This window comes from Planomicrobium sp. CPCC 101079, assembly GCF_007859275.1.
Classification (GTDB): Bacteria; Bacillota; Bacilli; order Bacillales_A; family Planococcaceae; genus Planococcus.
On sequence record NZ_VOHC01000032.1, the window covers coordinates 30,157 to 52,495 of the forward strand.

At 43.6% G+C, this 22,339-nt stretch carries 19 protein-coding genes and 1 riboswitch; of the genes, 3 read left to right on the top strand and 16 right to left on the bottom strand.

Annotated features, from left to right (window positions below; all coding sequences use genetic code 11):
• Window positions 1–113: 113 nt before the first annotated feature.
• Window positions 114–295, bottom strand: a riboswitch (Lysine riboswitch).
• A 158-nt stretch (window positions 296–453) separates the two neighbouring features.
• The 12 genes from FQV28_RS17455 to FQV28_RS17510 form a co-directional block, all read right to left on the bottom strand.
• Window positions 454–1,134 carry a DUF4352 domain-containing protein gene (locus FQV28_RS17455; RefSeq protein WP_146497797.1) on the bottom strand — a complete coding sequence of 227 codons (681 nt, stop codon included), beginning with the start codon at window positions 1,132–1,134 and terminating at the stop codon, window positions 454–456.
• A gap of 70 nt (window positions 1,135–1,204) precedes the next feature.
• The gene (locus FQV28_RS17460; protein ID WP_146497798.1) at window positions 1,205–2,584 is read right to left on the bottom strand and encodes an alkaline phosphatase; all 1,380 of its coding nucleotides are present in this window, start codon (window positions 2,582–2,584) and stop codon (window positions 1,205–1,207) included.
• A 180-nt stretch (window positions 2,585–2,764) separates the two neighbouring features.
• Entirely contained in the window at window positions 2,765–3,655 is an 891-nt protein-coding gene (locus FQV28_RS17465; RefSeq protein ID WP_146497799.1) for a DUF8171 family membrane protein, read from the bottom strand.
• A gap of 120 nt (window positions 3,656–3,775) precedes the next feature.
• On the bottom strand, window positions 3,776–5,359 hold the full coding sequence (locus tag FQV28_RS17470; RefSeq protein ID WP_255473001.1) for a histidine kinase N-terminal 7TM domain-containing diguanylate cyclase: 1,584 nt from the start codon (window positions 5,357–5,359) through the stop codon (window positions 3,776–3,778).
• A gap of 225 nt (window positions 5,360–5,584) precedes the next feature.
• Window positions 5,585–6,790, bottom strand: a complete 1,206-nt coding sequence (locus FQV28_RS17475) for a multidrug effflux MFS transporter (protein ID WP_146497800.1) — start codon at window positions 6,788–6,790, stop codon at window positions 5,585–5,587.
• A 214-nt stretch (window positions 6,791–7,004) separates the two neighbouring features.
• Window positions 7,005–7,913 (bottom strand): proline iminopeptidase-family hydrolase, encoded by a 909-nt coding sequence (locus tag FQV28_RS17480; RefSeq protein ID WP_146497801.1) that lies wholly within the window; start codon window positions 7,911–7,913, stop codon window positions 7,005–7,007.
• 42 nt (window positions 7,914–7,955) lie between these two features.
• Entirely contained in the window at window positions 7,956–9,029 is a 1,074-nt protein-coding gene (locus tag FQV28_RS17485) for a branched-chain amino acid aminotransferase (RefSeq protein WP_146497802.1), read from the bottom strand.
• A gap of 21 nt (window positions 9,030–9,050) precedes the next feature.
• The gene (locus FQV28_RS17490; protein ID WP_146497803.1) at window positions 9,051–9,665 is read right to left on the bottom strand and encodes an NUDIX hydrolase; all 615 of its coding nucleotides are present in this window, start codon (window positions 9,663–9,665) and stop codon (window positions 9,051–9,053) included.
• Window positions 9,666–9,820: 155 nt separating this feature from the next.
• Window positions 9,821–10,390 (bottom strand): class I SAM-dependent methyltransferase, encoded by a 570-nt coding sequence (locus FQV28_RS17495; RefSeq protein ID WP_146497804.1) that lies wholly within the window; start codon window positions 10,388–10,390, stop codon window positions 9,821–9,823.
• Window positions 10,391–10,837: 447 nt separating this feature from the next.
• Window positions 10,838–12,136: a C4-dicarboxylate transporter DctP gene (gene dctP, locus FQV28_RS17500; RefSeq protein WP_146497805.1), complete on the bottom strand. Its 1,299-nt coding sequence runs from the start codon at window positions 12,134–12,136 to the stop codon at window positions 10,838–10,840.
• A gap of 182 nt (window positions 12,137–12,318) precedes the next feature.
• Complete coding sequence (locus tag FQV28_RS17505) at window positions 12,319–13,014, bottom strand: response regulator (protein WP_146497806.1); 696 nt, start codon at window positions 13,012–13,014, stop codon at window positions 12,319–12,321.
• A complete protein-coding gene (locus FQV28_RS17510) occupies window positions 13,004–14,605 on the bottom strand; it encodes an ATP-binding protein (protein WP_146497807.1) in 1,602 nt (533 codons plus the stop codon). The genes FQV28_RS17505 and FQV28_RS17510 overlap by 11 nt, the downstream gene beginning before the upstream one ends.
• Window positions 14,606–14,681: 76 nt before the next feature.
• Here FQV28_RS17510 and FQV28_RS17515 point away from each other — a divergent pair, with 76 nt between their 5' ends.
• Window positions 14,682–15,746, top strand: a complete 1,065-nt coding sequence (locus FQV28_RS17515; RefSeq protein WP_146497808.1) for a DctP family TRAP transporter solute-binding subunit — start codon at window positions 14,682–14,684, stop codon at window positions 15,744–15,746.
• Window positions 15,747–15,810: 64 nt separating this feature from the next.
• Here the strand turns inward: FQV28_RS17515 and FQV28_RS17520 are convergent, their stop codons facing one another.
• The gene (locus tag FQV28_RS17520; protein ID WP_146497809.1) at window positions 15,811–16,152 is read right to left on the bottom strand and encodes a zinc ribbon domain-containing protein YjdM; all 342 of its coding nucleotides are present in this window, start codon (window positions 16,150–16,152) and stop codon (window positions 15,811–15,813) included.
• Window positions 16,153–16,241: 89 nt separating this feature from the next.
• On the bottom strand, window positions 16,242–17,300 hold the full coding sequence (gene mnmH, locus FQV28_RS17525; protein ID WP_146497810.1) for a tRNA 2-selenouridine(34) synthase MnmH: 1,059 nt from the start codon (window positions 17,298–17,300) through the stop codon (window positions 16,242–16,244).
• 223 nt (window positions 17,301–17,523) lie between these two features.
• On the opposite strand from mnmH, the gene FQV28_RS17530 reads away from it, so the two are divergent.
• Window positions 17,524–18,549 carry an alpha/beta fold hydrolase gene (locus FQV28_RS17530; protein WP_146497811.1) on the top strand — a complete coding sequence of 342 codons (1,026 nt, stop codon included), beginning with the start codon at window positions 17,524–17,526 and terminating at the stop codon, window positions 18,547–18,549.
• Window positions 18,550–18,674: 125 nt separating this feature from the next.
• Here FQV28_RS17530 and FQV28_RS17535 read toward each other — a convergent pair whose 3' ends face one another.
• Window positions 18,675–19,343: a YdeI/OmpD-associated family protein gene (locus FQV28_RS17535; RefSeq protein WP_146497812.1), complete on the bottom strand. Its 669-nt coding sequence runs from the start codon at window positions 19,341–19,343 to the stop codon at window positions 18,675–18,677.
• A 172-nt stretch (window positions 19,344–19,515) separates the two neighbouring features.
• On the opposite strand from FQV28_RS17535, the gene FQV28_RS17540 reads away from it, so the two are divergent.
• Window positions 19,516–19,752, top strand: coding sequence for a hypothetical protein (locus FQV28_RS17540; protein ID WP_146497813.1), 237 nt, complete (start codon window positions 19,516–19,518; stop codon window positions 19,750–19,752).
• Between the two features lie 119 nt (window positions 19,753–19,871).
• Here the strand turns inward: FQV28_RS17540 and FQV28_RS17545 are convergent, their stop codons facing one another.
• A complete protein-coding gene (locus FQV28_RS17545) occupies window positions 19,872–22,328 on the bottom strand; it encodes a glycosyl hydrolase 53 family protein (RefSeq protein ID WP_255473002.1) in 2,457 nt (818 codons plus the stop codon).
• Window positions 22,329–22,339 lie beyond the last annotated feature (11 nt).

The following is a 22,339-nucleotide window of genomic DNA, read 5'->3' on the forward strand; positions in this document are numbered from 1 at the left end:
TCCCCCTTTGATTTCCTTGTATATCTAAACAAAAAAGGCAACTTGCATAAAAAACGGCCTGAGATGAACTCAAGCCGAACTATGTATAGTTGCCTTAATCCTCTTCTGGTCCCATTTGAGATAGCACACCTTGAAAACCTGGGAGGCCTTCAAGATAGTCCTGCAGCTCTTAACTGCAGACCCAGCAAATAATATGGAGAAATATTAAAAACTTCGGCGATAGATCCTTCTCCTAAGCATCATAGCTTCTCAAACTCCACTTAGGACTGTTAAATACCGCGCCTCTACCTCACTCGAAAACAGTGAGGTTAAATATTATTCAATTCTGTCTTTTAGTTTACATGAAGCAATTTAGCGCTGTCAACAACGTAAATATCCATTTGCTACAAATGGGCAAATAACGAAAAGAAGCCAGCTCTATCACTGAGCTGGCTTCTGGTGATTCATTTTCGCTTAGAATTTTATATCGATTTTTTTCGCATCTTCCAGTTTTTTCTCTTCCTTATCAAAAACATCGCTTGTTGTAACGGTTAAAGCATTGATTTCGGAGTTTTCAATGATAAACCCGACATTGCCGCTTTTGGTTTCTCCCGGCGCAATTTCCCCGCTCAACTCTTCCAAGTAAATATCATCTTCCCATGTTTTCGTTTCTTCTGCGCTTGTTTCAACCAATGCTACAGGAGCAAAGTGAAGCGGTGCATCCGATGTGTTTTCAATTCCCACAAAGAATTTCACCATATCAAATTCAGCATCATGTGTATACGAATGGTAAAAATCGATCAAGCTGTAGTCCGGTTGAAAATGAAATACTTTTGCTTCTCTTATTGTCAGGTTGATTTTGCCGACGCTCGAAGTTTGGGCTGCCATATTGGCATTTGTCAATTTGATTTCGCCTTTACTGTCACGCATCGTCTGCCCAACTTCCTGAAGCAGGCGATCATCCACCACTTGAGGATTTTGTACATACTCATCGTAATAAGAAGGAGCTTCCGTAGTTTCAGAAACGTCAGCAGTGCCGGCAGCTGTTTCCTGTTCGGCTTGGTTTTCGGCTGCAGAAGCTGCCGGTTCGGCCTGTCCGGAACAACCGGCTAACAACAAGGCTGCCGCTAAATAGAAATAAATCGCTTTTTTCATCATTGGACCTCCGTCATTCAAAAAGCTCCCAGTGGGATAAGCCAGCAAAGGGAGCTTTTTTGAATGTTAATTAGTTATCGTTGATTTCCACTTTCGCTTTCAGCAACTCGAAAATGATTTTCGCGTGGTCTGTATTATCAAGCTGTCCTGCAAACTTGCTGCTAGAAGGACCGTAAGCATAAACCGGTACATCTTCTCCCGTATGTCCGCCAGTTGTCCAGCCCGTGTGCGACCGTTCATTGAAAATGGCTTCAATGGCATTGTCAATATCGGTCAAATCCCCTTCTTCCGCAGCTTTTTTCACAGCATCAATTTCTTGTGCAGTCAGTTCCAAATCAATATATTCAGAGAGCGTCTCTTCAACATCAGCACCGTCTACAATCTGCTGGGCCATGAAATCAGGAGTACGTTTTGCCGCTTTGATCGGCTCGCCGAACCAGTTGTAAATGCCGTCGGATCCGATTGAGAAGCCTCCAGTAGAGTGGTCGGCTGTTGCAACGACAAGTGTATTCTTATCTTTCTTTGCAAATTCAATGGCAGCTTCATAGGCTTTTTCAAAGTCTTCCATTTCACTCATCGCGCCAACGATATCGTTGTCATGTCCAGCCCAGTCAACTTGGCTGCCTTCCACCATCAAGAAAAAACCATCTTTGTCTTGCTTCAGGCGATTGATTGCCGATGTCGTCATTTCCTCCAATGAAGGCGTATCACTGTCACGGTCGATCATTTTCGGCATTCCGCCAGGAGCAAACAACCCAAGAACTTGTTTATCCGTATTCTCCAACAATTCCTCACGGGAAGTTACATAGCTGTATCCATCTTCTTCAAAATCTTTCGTAAGGTCACGGTCTTGGCGGACAAATAAATCCGTTCCTCCGCCCAGAAGAACATCCACCTTGTGTTTTCCATCAATAGTTTCGTCAAAATAATCATCCGCAATTGCATTCATGTTTTTACGGGCAATGTCATGTGCACCGAATGAAGCTGGGGTTGCATGGGTAATTTCAGAAGTGGCAACAAGCCCTGTTGCTTTTCCTTTTTCTTTGGCAGCCTCAAGCACTGTCTTCACTTCAGTTTCGTCGTTATCTACCGCAATTGCATTGTTGTATGTTTTGATCCCCGCTGACATTGCTGTTGCGGCTGATGCTGAATCCGTCACATTTTGTTCAGGATCTTCCGGATAAGTCGTTTGCTGGCCTACCAAGTATTTATCGAACTCTGTACCTTCCACAAATTTGGTAGTTGAATCATTTTTCAAGTAACGGTATGCAGAGGTATAGGAAACCCCCATACCGTCGCCAATCAAGAAAATGACATTTTTCACTTTACCGTTATCGTCGTTCTTTCCTTTAGCGTCAACATTCGGCACTGCAGCTGAAAACCCTGCAATTGCTACAGCTGATGCAATTGCAAAGGGGAATATCTTCTTCTTTAAAATATTGTTAATCATTTTCTTCCTCCTCTTAGTTGCTTTCATTGATTAGTATAGGTCCGAATTGTTGAGTAAAAATTAAGGGATGTTTTCATTTTAGTAAAATAACAAAAATTTATTGAAATATACTTTACAAAACAAAATAAAAAATCTTCGATGCCTCGAAGATTCCTTAACTCATTATTCTTGGATGATTTTCTATTGTATGAAACGGTCTTCATGGTAATGTGCAGTCAAGGAACGGCGTTTATGTTTTGCCATTAAAGTCATGGTCATCCCCGCTACAAGGGCAGCAGCGATAAGGTTTAGCCAAAGCACCCAATTGCCGAAAGCCTCAGCAAAGTTTGCCTGCCACTCTAAATTCAAACCTGCTTCGTACAAGTAATCAGAAATAAATGCAATGCCCACCAAAAGAATAGCCGCCGCCATGAACCGTACATCCCGAGCTTTTTCATTTGCCGTTGAAAGATTCGCCACCTGGCCGCGGACATCCATCCCCAATGCCGGTTCGATTTTGCCATGTAAAAGTGGAACCAAAATTAAAACAGGAAGCAAGCCAAACAGCAGGCCTGAGACAAGAATGGCACTAATAAAAGAAGCAATTTCCGCAAGGATCAAGAGTCCTGCTAAACCCGGTACTGTCTGCAACTCTCCCGCTCCTAACATCACTTGCTGAACGTCGGCAGCACTGCCGATTCCATGATGAATAATTGCTCCAGCTAAAGCCGCAACTGCAATTTGCTTTCTGTTTTTCGGATCTTTCACCAAACTCCCTGCCACAAACAAGCCAAGCGAAAGAGCAATAAATTGTTCGAGTTCCCCAAACCCGCCAAATTGCCCAGCTAGAATTCCGCCGAATAGCAAGGCGCCTGTCGCAGCCCCTACCGCTGTATAAAGAGGGTTGAACAACATGCACAAAGCTATCGGAACAAACGCAAAATATTTTGCCGATAGAACAAGAGGGCCTAAACTCAGCGCCGGCAGCAACTCTTCAGCCAAACTAGAAAGCCCGTATAAAGACATGGATAAAGTAAACACCATCAACTTTTGCGACTGAGTCAACTCATTGCGTTTCTGGATTCTTTCCATTTTCCATACCTCCTATAGTTGATTACCTCCAAAATAGAACGAAACTTTTAAGGGCGTATAGGATTTATGTAAAAATGCTGTAAATAGCAAAAACCCACAGAGAGTTTTCCTCTGCAGGTTTCAAGCTTTTCCAATGGCATAAAGCAGATTTTTGAACAGTTCAACTCGGTTTCTTCCGTTTTCCTTTGCCGCATAGAGCGCTTGGTCTGCCTCTCCCATAACAGCTTGTATAGAATGGCTGAAATCTCCCGCTTCAATTTGCACTTCGGATACTCCAAAACTTAATGTCAGGTCAATCCGCTTTCCATCTATGAGCAAATAGCTTTCTGAAATTTGTTTCCGGAAAGCTTCTGCCACTTTTTGCGCCGCTTCCATAGAAGTATTAGGCAAACAGATCACAAATTCCTCGCCCCCGTACCGTCCAAGGATATCCATTTCTCTTACGCTTTCCTTTGCCGATTGGGCGATATACGTTAACACAGTATCTCCTGTCGCGTGTCCATACGTATCATTGACGCGTTTGAAATGATCAATATCAAACATGATAACAGAGGCAAGGCCACCCTTGAGAGACAAGCGTTCGAACACTTCTTCCGCTTTTTCCAGAAAGTAAGTCCGGTTGAACACTTGAGTGAGTCCATCGATGCTGGCCAGTTGCTTCAGCGCCCTCTCCATTTCAACTCTTTCTGTTACATTAACAAAGCTAACAATTTTACCGACAAGAATATCTTTTTTGTTTCGGACTGGCGAAAATCGGATTTGAAAATGCAGCAATTCTCCATCTACATATAATTCATAATCGCATTTCTGTTCTCGCGAAATAATCTTATGAAGCAACCGGTTGTCGGAAAGCACTTCCTCAACCGGTTTTCCGATTGCCTGCTTCCGCAGTACAGGCAGAACCTTTAAAATTGACCGGTTGTAATCCACAACGACGTTATTCCGATTTAACACGATGGCTCCTTCTTCCATACTTTCAAAAACGGTATCCCGGGCAATCGGCGCCACATTGAACATTTGAAAAGGCAAAAGAGCAATTCCATGCAAAATAAAAGAAACACTCATAAAAACTGGCCCTAAATCAATTCCATAAGGGCTTACGCCAGCTACATAAAAAAAACTTGCGACGACAGGAACAAGCAATCCTGCTATCATCAGTAAAACCTGCATCCGGAACTTAAAAGAATGGTTTCTTAACTGCTTGAGCAAGATTCCCAAACTTACAGCGACACATCCATAAAGAAAAAGAGAGTGCACATAGAACCAGGGGCCAGCCTCAAGATCGGCGATTGCAAAAGGGCTGTCCACTCTTAAACCCACCGATGAGTAATAGAGATGATGAAAATCATTTGTGGTTTGGACTAAAACTGTCATTGCTGCGATAGCCAATAGACCGTTCCTGAACCCTCGCCCCATCTTTTGTCCTACATAGTCAAAGCACATCAACAAAATAAACAGCGGCAAAAAAGGAAGCGCAATATACTCGATTTTAAGCCAAAATTTGATGCCATCCAACGTCGCGCTGGCCAGTTCAAAAGCATAGGCGAGGGTGAATATAGAAGACATGGCTGTCGCTAGAACGAAATATTTTCCTCCCGGCGTATTTTTCAATCTTAAAAATGCATAGATCGATAAAAAAAGGCTAATTCCTCCACCCAGTGCCACTATTAAAATATACTTTAACAATTCATGCGCTATTGCCATTTCCCCACCACTAATCCCTATAATATTCACCTATTATATAGCCGTTTGTATCTTTTTGACTAGAAGTTTTTTGAAAACACTATAAATAATTAATAATAAAAGACAAATGATTATCTTTCCACTTTTTTTCTGCTTGATCTTTAATTGGATTTTAGTACTATAACCTCTTATCTCCAAAATTAAAAGGCCTTTTCTGCAAGAGAAAAGGCCTTTTAAAATTTAGTTTTATACGGATTCGGCCTTCACTGCTTTTTTAGCAAGAAAATGATAAGCCACCAAAGCGATCAAACTCATTGAAAAAATGGTCAGCCCCATTGGCACTGCAGTTTCCTCTCCGGCAATTCCGACAAGCGGCGCCGTTAAAGCCCCGAGAACAAAAGGGACAAGACCCAGCAAGGCAGAAGCACTGCCCGCTGCATAACTTTGCGTCTCCATGGCTAATGCGAAAGAAGATGGTGCCACAACGCCGACTGAGGTAACGAAAAAGAAAATCGGCACTGCAACTGCCCATAATGGCCCGCCGGTTCCGACGACTGCCAACAAAACTGCGCCAGACGCAGTCGCTACATATAAAGCCAGTTCCAAAAAGCGTTTTTCAGAATAAATATAGGAGAAGCGCCCGACAGCATAACTGCCAAAAATCAGCCCGATGCCATTCATTCCAAAAAGCAAACTAAACACCTGGGGAGAAACACCGTAAATGTTCTGGTAGATGAATGGCGTTCCCGCCACATAAGCGAAGACTCCACCGATTAAAAATCCTTGAGCGAGTGCATACCCAGTGAATTGCCGATTTTTAATAATGGACGCGAAGTTGCCAAATGTCGATTTCAGGTTTCCTGGCGTACGTTTTTCAAGTGGAAGGCTTTCCTTCATCCGAAAAGCGGTGATGATCAACAGGACAAAGCCGACAAACGCCAAAGCAAGAAAAATACCTTTCCAATCGACAAAAAGCAAAACGCCGCTTCCAACAGAAGGTGCCAATAACGGCACCACATTGCTAATAACCATAAGCAACGCCAAAACGCGGGTCAGTTCCGCACCGCTAGTCAAATCACGCACTATTGCCCGGGAAATAACCAATCCTGCTGCAGCAGCAAACCCCTGCGCAAAGCGCATCGCAATCAAAACACCGATATTGGGAGCGAACATACAAGCAAGGGATGCTGCAACATAAATAATCAATGAAACAATCAATGGCCGTCGGCGGCCGTGCATATCGCTTAATGCACCAGCCACTAGCTGGCCGACTCCTAAGCCCATTAAACAGGCTGTCAAACTCAATTGTACGGAAGAAGCCGTTGTGGCATAAACTTCGGCAAGAATCGGAAATGCCGGCAAGTACATATCAATTGTAAAAGGGATAAGCGAAGTAAGCGCACCAAGCAAAAGCACAAATCGCGCTCTTTTAAATCCTGTCATATTTTCCATCTGTCAAAACCTTTCTTTAATGTATATTAAATTTTAGCTACAGATTTTACTGCATTATTTCGAACAACTGTTTTCTAGGTTAACACATTTTTTTTATAGTTTGGCTTATTCTGCCTCATCATCTATGGATTCACTATTACGGCATCCTTAATACACAAAAAAGACCTTTACAAATCATAAGGTCTTTTCCGCTTGAATCAGCCTTTTTATTTGGTTACGGCATTGCACGTGAAAGCGCTGCTTCCCCCGTTCGCCTTTCCTGCCGGTTCAAAAATTCCCGTATTTTGCTCTCATAGGCGTTCGGATCTTCTTCGCCAGGGGTATGCGAACAATTTTCAAAAACAAAATATTCAGCGCCTGGCAAAAGGCTAGCGTAGTAGGCTGTTGTTTCCGGAGTGGCTTCGTCATACCGGCCGCATGTGAATAAGGCTGGCAACCCAATTCCCTCCAACTTCGCCGTTACGTCAAAGTCCTGCAAGGTGCCGGTCACGGTAAATTCGGAAGCACCCCACATGTAGTTATAGATTTGCTGATTCATCTTTTCAAATTCTTCTATCATATCAGCTGGCCATGGATCTAACCGGCAGACGTGCCGCTTGTAAAAGGTGTACATGGCGTCTTGATACTCTTTTGCCTCTGTCGTTTCTTCTCTTTCATGATGTTCGATGATATCCTGCATTTTTTGTGGAAATTGCTTTAAATATGTCCGTTGATCCTGTTCCCACATGCGCGAACGAAGCGCCGGCCCAGAAAAGATAATGCTTTGGACACCAGCCGGCTTTGTAAGAAGATAACTCGAAGCAAGCATCGTCCCCCAGGAATGCCCTAAAATATGTACTTCATCCAAACCTAGCGCCTCCCGCACTTGCCCAAGTTCTTCAACATACCGCTCGACTGTCCATAGTGAAAGGTCGTTTGGCCGTTCAGAATTGCCGCATCCCAGCTGATCATATTGAATAACCGAACGCTCATTGCCCAAATTCCGAAGCGGGTCTTTGTCGCTGCTTTTGCCTCCCGGTCCGCCGTGCAAAACCAACAGTGGGATGCCTGAACCATCACCAGTGATTCGATACCAGACCTTTCCTCCCGTCACCTGGATAAACCCTTCCGTTACGTGCTCCATTTCTGTGCCTCCTTTTGACTAAAACCTCCTGTTTTCACCACTTTATTTTAATACAACCATCCATCCGAACGGATCTTCTAATTTCCCTCGTTGAATGCCTGTAATTGTGTCATATAGCTTTTGCGATACTTCCCCGATTTCGCTGTTGTTAATCACCATTTTCCGCCCCTGCCAATTAAGCTCGCCGACAGGTGAAATAATTGCAGCGGTACCCGTGCCAAACACTTCTTCAATTGCGCCATCCAAAAATGCCTTGTAGACTTCCTCGATGGATATTCTCCGTTCAACAACCGGCATATCCCAGCTTTTCAGCATTTCGATAATTGACATCCGGGTAATACCTTTTAAAATACTGCCCGTTAATGCAGGAGTGACAATTTCTCCATTGATTTTGAAGAAGATATTCATACTGCCGACTTCTTCGATATACTTTTTTTCTGCTCCATCAAGCCATAGGACATCCGCATTTCCTTCTTTTTTGGCATTGGCTTGTGCTTGGTAGCCTGAAGAATAATTTCCCGCTGTTTTCGCCATTCCCGTTCCGCCTTTCGCAGCTCGCGTGAATTGCTCTTCGACATGGATTGTGACAGGGCGTATGCCTCCCGGAAAATAAGAGCCGACAGGAGATAAGATAATCATGAATGTGTATGTGCGAGAAGGGCCGACAGCTAAATTAGGCTCTGTCGAAATGATAAACGGGCGGATATACAAAGAAGTTCCTTCCGTGGAAGGTACCCAGTCTTTTTCAATATCCAACAATTTCATCAAGTATTCGAGCATTTGTTCTTCATCAACTGGCGGGATGCTTAACCGGTCGCTTGACAGGTTCAATCGCTCAAAGTTCTTCTCGGGCCGGAACAGCAAAATACGGCCATCTTCGGCCCGGTAAGCTTTTAACCCCTCAAAAACCGTTTGCCCATAATGAAAAATCATCGCGGCGGGATCCAAAGAAATAGGCGCGTAAGGAACGATTCGCGGATCATACCAGCCTTCTTCCGAATTGTAATCCATCATGAACATATGGTCGGTGAAAATCGTGCCAAATGGCACTTGGTCTTGCGAAGGCTTTTCCTTCTTTTTCATAGTAGTAGTGATGGAAATTTGGTCTATCGTCATCTTTACTGCTCCCCCCGCTTTTCAGCGAATAATTTCCACAAAGTGGCTTAAAACCCGAGCGGTCAAGCCCCAGATTACTTTATCTTCATAGATATAAAAATATTCATCCAAAGTTCTTGTCCGCCAATTGTAATTTTCTCCTCCGACAATCAAGTCGTAAGGAAAATTTTCTTCCGGCTGCACATCAAAGTTGATCCGGTAAACTTTCGGTTTTGTTTCCAGGAAAAATGCCAAAGGCACCGTGAAGAGGCTATCCACTTCTGGAGGATTGGGTGTGAATTCAACAGCCGGATCGATGAATCCCGCATACGTGTAGACCATCATACCGAACGGCGAGACAATGTAGTCCAGAGGAAAAACATCAAAAATATCTTCCTTTTTAATGCCGAGCTCTTCTGTTGTTTCCCTGAGAGCTGTGTCTTTTTCGCTTTTATCTTGTTCGTCGATCCTCCCCCCCGGGAAACAAATTTCTCCCGGCTGCCTCCTCAATATATGAGAACGGATTTCAAAAAGGACATGAATATCTCCATCTTTCTCGATAAGCGGCAAAAGAATGGCATATTTTGAAAAATCTTCACTGCCGAGTATAGAGGGTGTCCGCGTTTTTACTTTACTTAATATAGCTTTTGGTTTCATAGCATCACCATCCAGTTCCGCTTTATAGTTTCTTCTATAAATCACACAAGAAGCTTAGACAAAAACCCTGAATTCGGATGTTCGCTTGATTGTCCGAATTTCAGGGTGCGCATCACATTTTCTTAAGCAGGAATAGAGTTCCTGAGCGGCAAAGTTTATCTTTGTTTGATTGCTTCATATAGCCGCAAAGGCGGGACATTCCTAAAAAAGTATTGGTCGTTCGCTTTTGAAAAATAATCTTCCAGATGCACTTTTAGATGTTCATCTTTTTGGAAAAAGGTTTGGTAAAGCAAAAATTTCCCGCCCTTTTTTATCATATGGCTCGTTCTTTTCACAATATCTTCGCGGGTGTCTTCATCCAATAATGAAAACGGGATGCCTGAAATGACATAATCCACTTTTTCCAACCCGTAGCCCCTGACAATGTCGATAATGTTTTCAGCGCTATCATGATGAACTTTTAAGCGAGGATCTTTGACGTTCTCCTTTAAATAACCAACGAAATTCTCATTCAGCTCAATGGCAATGATCATGGAATCCGGAGTGATGCGCTTCAGCAAATAGTTGGTAAATACACCTGTTGCAGGTCCGTATTCAACAATTACCACTTTTTTGTTTAAATCCATCTTACGGCACACTTCCCGTACCCCTTTTTGCGATGTGGGTGTAATGGATGCAATATTGGGATCTTTGATGAAATTTTTTACATACTCGATTGTACTCATTTTTTTCGCCCCTTCCCCGAATAACAACTTTTTAACAGACCATCGATACAATAAATCTTTTTTCAGGATTTTTGTATGATATACCCTATACGAAACTCGGTTAATCAGCAGAGCACCTTCTTCATAATGCAAAATCCGATTATATTATTGATTTATTACGGAGCCTTTAAATACACCAAAACGCCGTTATCTCAGTAAAAGTAATTGATTGGAGCAGCGTGTCCACAAATAAATCGCCATTCCCGAAAAGAATCCGGTATGCCTCCTTTTACTTTTATTTAGAATAACGAAAGATCGGGTTTCTGTCTCTAGCAAGACGATTATTCCATAAACTTTTTCTTGAAAAGATAAAGAAAGTTCCTAAAATGAAAATCTGCCTAATCAGCAATTTTTTGCGCATGAAAAAAAAGCCTCCAAAATTGAAGGCCTTTAATTTTATTTATGTGTTTAAGCTTCTGAATTTACAGCAGCCGTTCTGCCCGCTTTTTTCAATGCGACCATATCGGAATAAGCTTGCTTGCTTTTTGATTCGTCGAATTCGCCAACGCTTTTCGCGACAACCAATGTAGCAATTCCGTTACCGATCAAGTTGACAATCGCACGGCCTTCACTCATGAAGCGGTCCACCCCTAGAAGCAATGCCAAACCTTCAAGCGGGATGACCTGCAAAGCAGATAATGTAGAAGCTAGAACGATAAAGCCGCTTCCTGTAACACCAGCAGCGCCTTTAGATGTCAGCATTAATACCAAAATGATGGTGATTTGCTGGCCGATAGACAAATCTACACCGAATACTTGTGCCAAGAAAACAACAGCCATCGACAAGTAAATGGAGGTACCGTCCAAGTTGAACGAGTAACCTGTCGGGATAACTAGGCCTACAACCGATTTAGAAGCCCCGTAGCGCTCCATTTTATCCATCATGCGCGGCAATACAGATTCCGAAGAACTTGTACCCAACACGATAAGAATTTCTTCTTTGATGAATTTCAAGTAGTTCCATAAACTGATGCCGTTCATTTTACAAATAAGGTTCAAAACGATGAAGATGAAAAGGAACATTGTTGTGTATACGGAAAACATCAATTTTGCCAATGGCACCAATGAAGACAATCCGAAAAAGCCGATTGTATAAGCCATAGCTGCAAATGCCCCGATTGGAGCGGCTTTCATGACATACCCAATAATTTTAAAGAAAACCAATGACAAGCGGTCAAGGAATTCCGTAATCGGTTTGCCTTTTTCGCCAAGAGCTGCAAGGCCGGTACCAAACAAGATAGAAAAGAACAAAACTTGCAGGATGTCGCCTTTTGCAAAAGCATCCACCATGTTCGATGGCACAATATGTGTGAAAAATTCAATCCAGTTGATTCCTTGGGCGCCTTGTTCTGTATATTGGGAAACGTCCCCTTTTTCAAGTTTACTGAAATCCAACCCCGCACCCGGCTTTAAAACGTTTACTACGACCAAACCGATGACAAGCGCCAATGTTGTGACGACTTCAAAGTAAATAAACGCTTTTCCGCCGACTTTGCCGACTTTTTTCATGTCACCCATTTTTGCGATTCCGAGAACAATGGTTAAGAAGATAATAGGTGCAATGACCATTTTAACGGCGTTGATGAATGTATCCCCGATTGGCTTCATTTCCTTGCCGATATTCGGCCATATTAAACCGACTAAGACACCAATGACAATAGCAGTCAAAACCTGAACGGTTAAATTTTTATATAGTTTCTTTTTCATGTCTTTTGCTCCTCCTTTATTGAATAGTGCTTCATTTTCTAATTGTTCTAAATGATAACGCTTTCATGTATTCAAGAGAAGTTTATGGTCATAATGGCTGTTTTGGTCTTTTTGGTCTTTTTTATTCAACATAAAAAGCAATCAATGAAGAAAAGAGAATTCTCCGCTGATTGCTTCGTGATCTACTTCTTATTATAGATATAGCGGTTTACCGGTCTTCCGACTCCGCCATACTGGACGTCTAATGTAATGATCCCGCTTTTCTCCAGGTAATCCAAGTAGCGGCGGGCTGTGACCCTGGCGATTCCGATGGAGTTCGCTACTTCTTCCGCCGACTTAGGAACGTCTTGCGCCTGGATATTGGCAGTAATTTCGTTCAAGGTAAATTCGTTCAACCCTTTCGGCAACTGTGACTCTTCACTTTTCATATTTTGTCCCGAATAAAGCAAAGCATCCAGCTGTTCCTGTGAAAAAGTTTCCGTTTTGTCAAAACTTATCCGTTGTTTTCGGTATTTTTCAAGGGCGCGCTGAATGCGGTGAAGCTTGAACGGCTTCATGATATAATCCATCGCTCCGTTTTGCAGCATCAGCTTGATGGTTTCGGTGTCTTTTGCCGCCGACACCACAATCACATCGACTTCCAGTTTTTGCTTCCGCAGCTCCTGCAAAGTTTTAATGCCATCTTTTTTTGGCATAAACACATCCAAAATCACCAAATCCGGCTGAAGCGCCTTAATCAGCGCCAAGCCTTCTTCTCCATTTCCGGCAACTTCCACAACATGGAATCCTACTACACTTTCGATAAACCCTTTGTTCACTTCCTGGACCATTGGGTCGTCTTCAATCAATAATACGTTGAATTCTTCTTTATACGCCATACCATTCATCCTCCGCTTCCATCGGGAAAGTGATCAAGAAAGAACTTCCTTCAGCTGGTGCAGAAGAAACTTGGATCTGGCCTCTCCCCTTTTCGACGATCTGCTTGACCAAGTAAAGACCAAATCCTGTACCCGTTGCTTTGTTTGCCGTAAAACCCTTTTCATAAAGCTTGGGCATGTATTCCTCTTTTATGCCAGAGCCATTGTCTTCGACTAAGACGGCGCATATGCCTTCCGTTTGCTCAATGCTGACATCGATCCGTTTATCATTGGTTTCCGCATGTTCAAATGATCCAAAAGCATTTTCAATCAAATTGCCAAGCAGCACCACAAAATCATGCTGGTCCAACTCATATGGAAAGGCGGAAAAATAGCTGTTCGGATCGAGCACCACTTCAACGCCGAGTTCTTTTCCTCGTCTTATTTTACTTAAAATGAGCCCAGCAATAGCATCATTTTGAATTTTTTCGTTCAAAAAGCTTGTGACATTTTCTTGTTCTTCAGTAGTGTTATAGGCAAGCTGAAGCGCCTTTTCGGGTTTCCCAAGCTGGATCAAGCCGGCAATGGTATGCAACTTGTTCATGTGTTCGTGGCTTTGAACCCGCAATGCCTCAACGAAGTTTTTGACGCCAGTCAATTCTTCAGCAAGTTTCGCCACTTCCGTTCTGTCTTGAAAAATGGCGACAGCGCCAATGAGTTCTTCACCTTTCCGAATCGGAATCCGCGTGCTGACAATCACCTTGCCGCTTACTTTGATTTCTTCATTATAAACAGCTTGGTTCTTCTCGACAATTTCTGGAAGTCTTGTGTCCTTTAATACGGAGCGGATCGGCTTTCCGACAAAATGGCCGTTAACGTTAAACACTTTTTTGGCTTTTTCATTGAAAATTGTAATGATTTCTTTGTTGTCGATGGCTATGACGCCTTCGTTCATCGAATGGAAAGTAGCGGTCCGTTCCTCATGCATTCGTTTGATCTCAAACGGTTCAAGATGGAACATCTGCTTTTTGATATGGTTGGCAAGCAGCAAAGAACCGAGAAATCCAAACACTAACGTTAGGACAACGATTAACGAAATCGCTTTCCCTAGCCCAGTCATGATGTCGAAGAGATTTGGTATTTTATTGCCGACAACCACAACGCCAATTTGGTTGAGCTCTGTATCTTTGATTGGCACGAACGCCCGAATCACCGTACCCAGTTCCCCTTTTGCCTTGGAAAAATAAATATGTTCGGCAAAAGCCGCTTCTTCATCTTCCCCGCCTGAAGGCGTTCCAATCCTTTCTCGGATCGGGTGGGAGTAGCGGATTTTGTCCATGTTCATGACGACGATATAGTCAGCTTCATTGATAATGCGGAGTTCTTCAACAATCGGGTTGATCGCTTCCCACCCCTTCGGCTGCTGAATAGCACTTTGGACATCGGATAATTCCGCAACAGTCCGGGCTGTGTTCATGGCCCGAATCTGCAAGTCTTTTTCTTCTGTTTGCTGGATATTGGCAATAATGACAATGCCACCGACCAATAAAGAAAAGATGACGACGGCATATGACAAAATCATGATCTTCCAGCGGATTGGAAGCTGTCTCATCTTTCATGCTCCTTTCCCTTTACGAACGTGTTAGTTCTGATTATGCTTACAGTAACGATTTTAGAGGAGGTTCAGCATGAAAAAGACATCCGTATATTTGGTCCTTGTATGCATCGTTCTCGCCCTTGCCGCTTATTTAGGCTATTCCAATCTATTTCCGCAAGCAGAGCCTCCCTATGATGATGACCAAGAAGGGTTAAGCGGACAAATTGTGTTCAAGTTTAGCCACGTAGTGGCTGAAAATACGCCAAAAGGGCAAGCTGCGGCTAAATTTGCCGAGCTTGTCGCCGAAAAATCAAACGGCAAAATTCAAATTGTTGTCTTCCCTAACGGAAGCTTATACTCTGACATCGAAGAAATCAATGCTTTAAAGGATGGACAAGTTCAAATTATCGCACCTTCCACTTCCAAGCTTGGCGAATTATCGCCGAAATGGGGCATACTTGACTTGCCTTTCGCTTTTGGGAGCCATGAAGCGATGCAGCGCGGAATACACGGAGATATTGGCCAGAAATTGCTGGAGTCCCTCCAGGAAAATGAGCTGGTCGGGCTTGCGCACTGGTCCAATGGCTTTAAGCAAATCACTACCAATACCGGTCCTGTGTTAAATCCCGCTGATTTGACAGGGCAAAAGCTTCGGATCATGCCAAATGAAATCATCCGCGAGCAGTTCCGATTATTAGGGGTGGAGTCTCATGAAGAATCGTTCAACTCCACTTATAATTTGATCGAAGCCGGGAAAGTTGACGGCGAAGAAAATACGATCTCCAATATATACTCTAAAAAATTTTATAATGTCCAACAGCATTTGACTATCAGCAACCACGGCTATTTAGGCTATGCTGTCATGATGGACCAAAATGTCTGGAATCAGCAATCAGACGATACCAAGCGGATTCTTTTAGAAGCCATGGAAGAGACGACAGCTTGGAATGATAAGAATGCCATCAAGATCAATGAGGAACAGCTCGCGCTCATCAAACAGCAATCGGATATTCAAATCCATGAACTGACTGCAGCCCAAAAACAGCAATGGGCGGAAAAACTGGCTCCACTGTACGAACAATTCAGCGGAGAGATCGGAACAGATTTGCTGGAAGAGCTAGAAACTCTACAGGAAAGCTATAAAACAACCCCTTAAACAAAAACGAGCTTGGCGGCTTCTTATAGGAAGTTCCGCCAAGCTTGTTTTGTTGGTTTACCTGTTATGCTTTTTTCACAAATTCGGACTTTAGTTTCATCGGGCCAAATCCATCAATCTTGCAATCGATGTCATGGTCTCCTTCGACTAGCAGGATATTTTTTACTTTTGTCCCGATTTTTAAGACGGACGAACTGCCTTTTACTTTTAAATCTTTAATGACGGTGACAGCATCTCCGTTGTTTAATGGATTGCCGTTGGCATCTTTGGCCACGATCGTTTCTGCAGTTGCTTCCATTTCTCCTGCCGGCATCCACTCATGGCTGCATTCCGGACAGACAAACTGGCTTCCATCTTCATACGTATACGCTGAGTTGCATTTCGGGCAGTTTGGCAAATCAATCATCGTTTATTTCCTCATCTCATTTTGATAGCTCTGCTATAGCAGGACTTTTCGCAGGTTCCCACTTTTTAAAGCAAGCAACTCTCTAGGGTTTAAACAAACTGCTTGCTAATTGTGGCATCCAATTTTGGGATATGGTCTTTCACCGCTTGAATGGCCTCTTCTATATTTTGGACCTTTAAAATCTTTTTCTGCGTTTCCGGATACTGGAGACCCGTGTGTTGATAGCGGGAATCATAATAATACTCCAACAGCAGATTGACCGCATCAGAATATTCCTCAGTTTCCAAGTTCGCTTCTATTTGAACCGCCACTTCTTGCGGCATCCGCGATTTGATCCGGAGAAAGGCTTCCATAAATTCCTGTTGGTGCTGCTCAGGCTGGTAGTCTTCCAGAATTTCTTTGATTCGTTCTTCCATAGGCATATCGATGATCAGCTGCAGGCTGCGTGATTTCCATTCGCTGAGCCAAGGAGGAATCCCTGCTTTGCCGATCCGGTTGCCTTCTGCTTCAAAAAGTACGTAAGGCGAATTTTGCAGCTCCCGCATTTTATGGACAAGCAATGAATCAAACACTTTTTGGTTGTGGGGCTCTGCGCCGATATGGCCGAATATCGATCCTTTGTGGTTGGCCATAGCCTCCAGGTCCATAACCGGATAACCTTCTTTTTGCAGCACCTTCAAGATTCTCGTTTTGCCGGTTCCGGTCAATCCGTTCAACACAAAGGCTTCCACTGAAACTTCCGGCTGTTCCAATTGGTTGACTACCCATTTGCGGTATTCACGGATTCCCCCTTCCAGCCTGTTCACATGGATATCCATCAAAGACAGGAGTGTTGCGGTCGTTCTGCTGCGCATTCCCCCACGCCAGCAAAATACCGTTTTGTTGCCGCTGACCTTATTAAATTCCCGGACAAATTCCGGAAGCTTGGCAGAAATAATTTCAAGCCCGCGTTCTTTGGCAGCATCCACGTTCACTTGTTTATACAATGTCCCGATTTCTGCCCGTTCCGCGTCATCGAAAAATGGAATATTGACGCTTCCCGGAATCGTGAAATTTTTGTATTCGGACGGCGACCGGACATCGATCAATACCATTTCTTCTTTTTCAATCGTTGGAATTAAATCTTCTATTCGAATATTGCTATACATAATTTTTCCTCCAAAGCGTACACATTTTTCCTTTATCCCAAGTATACACCCACTAAAGGGACCAATGGTTTTAAATGCTTGCCTTTCAATGCCCAAGCTTTTGGCATCCAAGGAATTCCCGCTTATTTTGCTGATAATTCTACTCCTATTTAGGAAAATATAATCGTGTGATCCAAAGAACACAGGATTATAATCGAAGAAAATTCAATAGGAGGAGCTCCATATGGGGACATCGATTGCAAAGAAGAAAGTTAAGCCTTTATGGAAGAAGATTCTTTTTTCGTTCGTTGCTTTAATCGTTCTCCTAGTAATTTCAGGAATTGCATTTGAAGCGGTAGCCAGCCACCAAGGAGCCAAAAAGTATCCGCCTGAAGGGAAAATGGTTGATGTCGGCGATTTCAAATTGCACCTTCAACAGCAAGGAAATGGAAAGCCTGTTATCTTGTTAGAAACCGGCAGTGGATTAGCAAGCAAAAGCTGGAAGGATTTGCCGAAGAGGTTAGCTGAATATGGCACTGTCGTCACTTATGACCGTGCGGGCTATGCCTGGAGTGAAGAGGCGACCACCGAACGGACAGGCAGCAATATTGTCCGTGAACTGTACACCGCTTTAAAGAAGGAAAAAATTGAAGGCCCTTATATCTTGGTGGGCCATTCGCTTGGAGGGATGTACTCCCGCCTGTTTGCCCAAACCTATCCAGAAGAAGTCGGAGGCATCGTGCTGCTTGATGCAAGACCAGAAAACTTCTCTAAAGAAACCACTCCTTTTTTCGAAGAGGCTGGCCTTGATCCCGCTTCAGTAAATATGCCATCTGCCAATACATTAACTTTATTAAAGCGGCTTGGGGTTATCCGCTTGATGGAGAATTCCGTTTTACCCAACCTTCCTGAAAACGAGCAGGACAGAGCGATGAACATCGAAATGCAGCCTAAGTTTTTCCAGGCTCAAGAACAGGAATTGAAAAACCTCACTGACCTAGAGGACAGCATCCGGGACCAAACTTTGGGAGGCCTTCCTTTAACCATTATCACCCACGGAATTCCAACAGATGCCACCGCTGTGGGAATATCAGCGGAAAACAGCAGAGAAATGGAAAAAACGTGGCAGGAGCAGCAAAAGCAACTCCTTGCACTTTCTACTGACAGCAAGCTGATCGTCGCTAAGAACAGCGGGCACTTCGTGATGGAGGATGAGCCGGAGCTGGTTTTCGGCGCTATCAAAGAACGGATCGAACAGGCAAAACCCTGATGCTAAGTTCAAGACCAGAAAGAGAGCAAAGTTAACCTTTGCTCTCTTTCTGGTCTTAGATAAGCCGCAAGTCCCCCCATCTTATGACAGCTCATCACTACAACATCAAAATCTTTTTGTTTGTTTTATTTATTTCTTTGATAAGAATCTCGGCTCTTGTAACCGGCGCCTAAGATTTTCCGCATTTCCTCACGCCGTTTTGTTTTCGTGGCTTCTTGTTTTGCGCTATAGACATATCTCGCCCAGTCTTTTTTGTAGCCTGGCGTAAGCGATTGATAAATCGCTAATAATTTAGGTGTTTGCCGCAAATCATTTTCCACTTCTGAAATCAGTTCAATATAATCATCCACACATTGGCTCGCCGCTGTCGAAAGTTTATGGCGGTTTTTTGAGTCTTCCTTTAAGCCCACTACCGTGAAAATATCATCCAATCCGACCATCCGGGCAAACTTGATATCGCTTGTTCCAATATAGCCATCTTCACCGGCACCTAATCCAGCCAATAACTCATCCCGATGAATGAAAGCCGGATAGACCTTATTGCCTTTCTTCGGATACGCCAAGAACAGATAACCACCTTTGGATAGGGCATTGTTTTCAATGACCTTATTTACCACCTCTTTTAAAGAATCCATATCAAGAACAAAAGAAAAGATCACATCATAAGGCACAGTGGCAATTGCTGTATCAAAATCCGAAAGCTGGGACAAATAGTCCGCTCCTTCCGGTAAATTAAGCACCGCCACTTTTTCGTATTTGTGTAAGTTGAGTTTTTCCACTATTGTTTTTTCCATTGTTATCCCCTTTGTTTTTCTTTAGTGTACCTTGCCCAAACGATCTTTGACTCTAAGTCCATGATAAACTTCTGATAGCTAAAGCGGATGAAAATTTGCCAAAGCACTGGCTGTCTCTTATGATAAGCTAACACCGCAAATTATAAATCCTAACTTAAAGGGTGAACAACGAATGAAACGTTTAATCGGCATCTTCATCATCGCCCAAGCCGTGTTTGTCGGCATCCTCTGTTATCAGCTTCAGTTATTGGGAGATTCCATCTTGCAAGCAGCCTCTTTTGGATTTTTGGAAGTGGAAGAAGCAGGCGGGTTCGGCAACTTGCCCACTATTTCCCTCGTTTTATTGGCAGCAATGGCTTTGATCGGACTGTATTTAATGTTCTCCAAAAATGAAACTCCAAAGCAATAAACCCCACCCAATATAAAAAAGGCGATTGAAAATGGACTTTTCAATCGCCTTCTTTATTTCTAAATTGTCTTCTCTGTCTTGTAAGCGAGTTCCCAAAATTCTATTTCATGGAGTGCCAGTTATTCTCCCTCACCTTTTACACGATACAAATAAAAGTCATCTAAAGTGCCCCAAGCACCTGAACCCGCTTTTATACTCGCACCTATCGTCAGAGTTCCATCTGTTACCAGAATGTCTTTAATTTCAGGGTTGCTCCAATTGACCCAGCCATGTACAGAAGTAATCATCTTGTATTGCTGTGTACCATTGTCTGCGTATAAGTACATATCCGGATCTGCGGCGTCGCCGCCTTGCAAGAACATAGAAAGATTATAGTATCCAGGTTCTAATCCTGTAATCTTCTGCTCTGCTTTAAAATCGACCACATTTCCTGAGAAATGCAGCGAATAATTTCCTGATTTCGCATCGGACGCTTTTTCCAAATAGTCGGTATAAGAAGATCCAGTTCCATAAGAGATTTTCCACATGCTTCTGTCACTGTTTTCAAAACTTGGATTCACCACGTAATTTTTCGGTTTGATTTCGAGATGCGCTTTAACTGTCAGCCCACCTTCAACAGCTCCATTAATCACATAAGTTCCAGCACCTGCAGTGATGGCCTGGTTTAGTGCTTCTTGGTCCCACATAACGTTAACCGCTCTCTTGCTGCCATCGTTGTAAACAGCGGTTACGGTGTCAGGCAGCACTACTGCTTCGCCTGAAATTGCGCTAACCGACAGGTCTTTAATTTCATCTATTCTTAGGGGTGCAACTGCTCCTGTATTTACGTATTTAAATACATCAAGTGACGGCAATGGGCGCCCGTAAAAATCGAACAAAGCCTGATTGTCTACTGCACTTCCCCCGTACCACTCGCCTGCATCTTCAGGATCGTATTCCGCCGCATAACTGGAAGCCCATCCAGAACCGTATTTTTCCCAAAGCGCTTTCTTTTTCTCCAATTTTTTATCCGGCGCTACCGGAATCCACGCCGGTTCCCAATAAAAGACGCCAAGTCCCGCTTCACCTACATTTGCAACCGCCTCTATTACGTCTCTCACCGCCGTCGCTTGTCCTTGGACCGTGATTGGGTAGTTCAAGGTTTGGCCGGAGCTTTTTGGAGCTGTATTCCCATGCCCATCTCCATCTTCAGCTGTATAGGCATAAGAAGTTTCCGCCACCATCACTTTTTTGCCGTAATTATTGGCAACGTTTTTTAAGACTGTGGTCAGATTCTTCAAAGTGCCATGCCAGAATGGATAATAAGAACTGGCAAATACATCATAATCCACGTCGTTTGTTTTGAGTGTTTCAGCAATTGAAGCATATCTTCCTGCTGTTTCTGGGTTGGTGAAATGCAAAGCTACCAAAATATCTTTATCTGTCTCTCTGACTGCTTTGCTTCCTGCGCTAAACAGCGCACTCATTTTCTTCCATTCCTTTTCTCCGGCCACTGAGCCGTTCGTTTCATTGCCGATCTGCACCATTCCAATGTCGACTCCGGCAGCTTCCATTGTTTTCAGGCTTGCTTTTGTGTAGCTGTAAAGCGCCGCTTTTTTGTCTTCAAAATTTAAATTTGCCCAAGCTTTTGGCGCTTGTTGCTTAGCGGGATCTGCCCAGAAATCGGAATAATGGAAGTCAACAAGCAGCTTCATGCCATTGGCTGTCGCTCTTTTTCCGATTTCGACGGCTTTTTCCAGATCATTATTGCCTCCGCCGTAGCCGCGGCCTTTTGAGTCGTAAGGGTCGTTCCAAATACGGACCCGGACATAATTGACGCCCGATTCTTTCAGCGTTTTAAAAATATCCTGTTTTTTCCCTGCCTCATTATAAAATTTCACTCCGCTGTCTTCCAAAGCGATGATGCTGGAAACGTCTACGCCTTTAATGAAATCTTCATCCATCCCAGCCACTCTTTCAACAAAAATATCAGCTGCAACCGGTGCAGGAATATCAACTTCTCCACCACTTGTTGAAGTTAAGCTAAAGCTATCCAAATAACCCCAAGCATTTGAGTTTCCTGTTACAACTGCCCCTACTTTAACATCGGACAGTTCTTCCGCCAGTTCAAATTTCAAGGTCAAAACTCCCCATGCATTGTAGCCGGTTGTCGCTGTTGCTTCCACGGTTTCATTCCCGGCGAATAGTTTTACGGTCCCCGCTTCAGCGCCCGCTCCCCCCATCGTTTTTACAGAAAGTTCATAGCTTCCCGCTGGAAGTGCAGAAAGAGTTTGGCTTACTGTAAGGCCACCGCCTGAGCCATCTTTGAGCCAATATTTGAATGCGCGCTCTCCTTCGTCAGCCGTCATCCACGTGTCTTCGGCATAGGAAAAATGCTGCGCCTCTAAACTGTCCCAATTGGCGGCCTCGACATTCCATGTTTGCCAAAGATCCGATTCAAATCCGCCATTGGTTAAATATTGCTTCTGGGAGTCAGCAGCGAATGCTGCTGTATTCTGTAGCCCCAAAGAACTCAATGCCATTACAACCGCCAATACACCAACTAACCATACTTTCATGTTTTGTTTTCGCTCCATCTTCTTTCACT

Excerpts from the sequence above, each read along its gene's own strand:
- FQV28_RS17455 (WP_146497797.1), bottom strand. The coding sequence starts at position 1,134 with ATGAAAAAAGCGATTTATTTCTATTTAGCGGCAGCCTTGTTGTTAGCC.
- FQV28_RS17460 (WP_146497798.1), bottom strand. The coding sequence starts at position 2,584 with ATGATTAACAATATTTTAAAGAAGAAGATATTCCCCTTTGCAATTGCA.
- FQV28_RS17465 (WP_146497799.1), bottom strand. The coding sequence starts at position 3,655 with ATGGAAAGAATCCAGAAACGCAATGAGTTGACTCAGTCGCAAAAGTTG.
- FQV28_RS17470 (WP_255473001.1), bottom strand. The coding sequence starts at position 5,359 with ATGGCAATAGCGCATGAATTGTTAAAGTATATTTTAATAGTGGCACTG.
- FQV28_RS17475 (WP_146497800.1), bottom strand. The coding sequence starts at position 6,790 with ATGGAAAATATGACAGGATTTAAAAGAGCGCGATTTGTGCTTTTGCTT.
- FQV28_RS17480 (WP_146497801.1), bottom strand. The coding sequence starts at position 7,913 with ATGGAGCACGTAACGGAAGGGTTTATCCAGGTGACGGGAGGAAAGGTC.
- FQV28_RS17485 (WP_146497802.1), bottom strand. The coding sequence starts at position 9,029 with ATGACGATAGACCAAATTTCCATCACTACTACTATGAAAAAGAAGGAA.
- FQV28_RS17490 (WP_146497803.1), bottom strand. The coding sequence starts at position 9,665 with ATGAAACCAAAAGCTATATTAAGTAAAGTAAAAACGCGGACACCCTCT.
- FQV28_RS17495 (WP_146497804.1), bottom strand. The coding sequence starts at position 10,390 with ATGAGTACAATCGAGTATGTAAAAAATTTCATCAAAGATCCCAATATT.
- dctP (WP_146497805.1), bottom strand. The coding sequence starts at position 12,136 with ATGAAAAAGAAACTATATAAAAATTTAACCGTTCAGGTTTTGACTGCT.
- FQV28_RS17505 (WP_146497806.1), bottom strand. The coding sequence starts at position 13,014 with ATGGCGTATAAAGAAGAATTCAACGTATTATTGATTGAAGACGACCCA.
- FQV28_RS17510 (WP_146497807.1), bottom strand. The coding sequence starts at position 14,605 with ATGAGACAGCTTCCAATCCGCTGGAAGATCATGATTTTGTCATATGCC.
- FQV28_RS17515 (WP_146497808.1), top strand. The coding sequence starts at position 14,682 with ATGAAAAAGACATCCGTATATTTGGTCCTTGTATGCATCGTTCTCGCC.
- FQV28_RS17520 (WP_146497809.1), bottom strand. The coding sequence starts at position 16,152 with ATGATTGATTTGCCAAACTGCCCGAAATGCAACTCAGCGTATACGTAT.
- mnmH (WP_146497810.1), bottom strand. The coding sequence starts at position 17,300 with ATGTATAGCAATATTCGAATAGAAGATTTAATTCCAACGATTGAAAAA.
- FQV28_RS17530 (WP_146497811.1), top strand. The coding sequence starts at position 17,524 with ATGGGGACATCGATTGCAAAGAAGAAAGTTAAGCCTTTATGGAAGAAG.
- FQV28_RS17535 (WP_146497812.1), bottom strand. The coding sequence starts at position 19,343 with ATGGAAAAAACAATAGTGGAAAAACTCAACTTACACAAATACGAAAAA.
- FQV28_RS17540 (WP_146497813.1), top strand. The coding sequence starts at position 19,516 with ATGAAACGTTTAATCGGCATCTTCATCATCGCCCAAGCCGTGTTTGTC.
- FQV28_RS17545 (WP_255473002.1), bottom strand. The coding sequence starts at position 22,328 with ATGGAGCGAAAACAAAACATGAAAGTATGGTTAGTTGGTGTATTGGCG.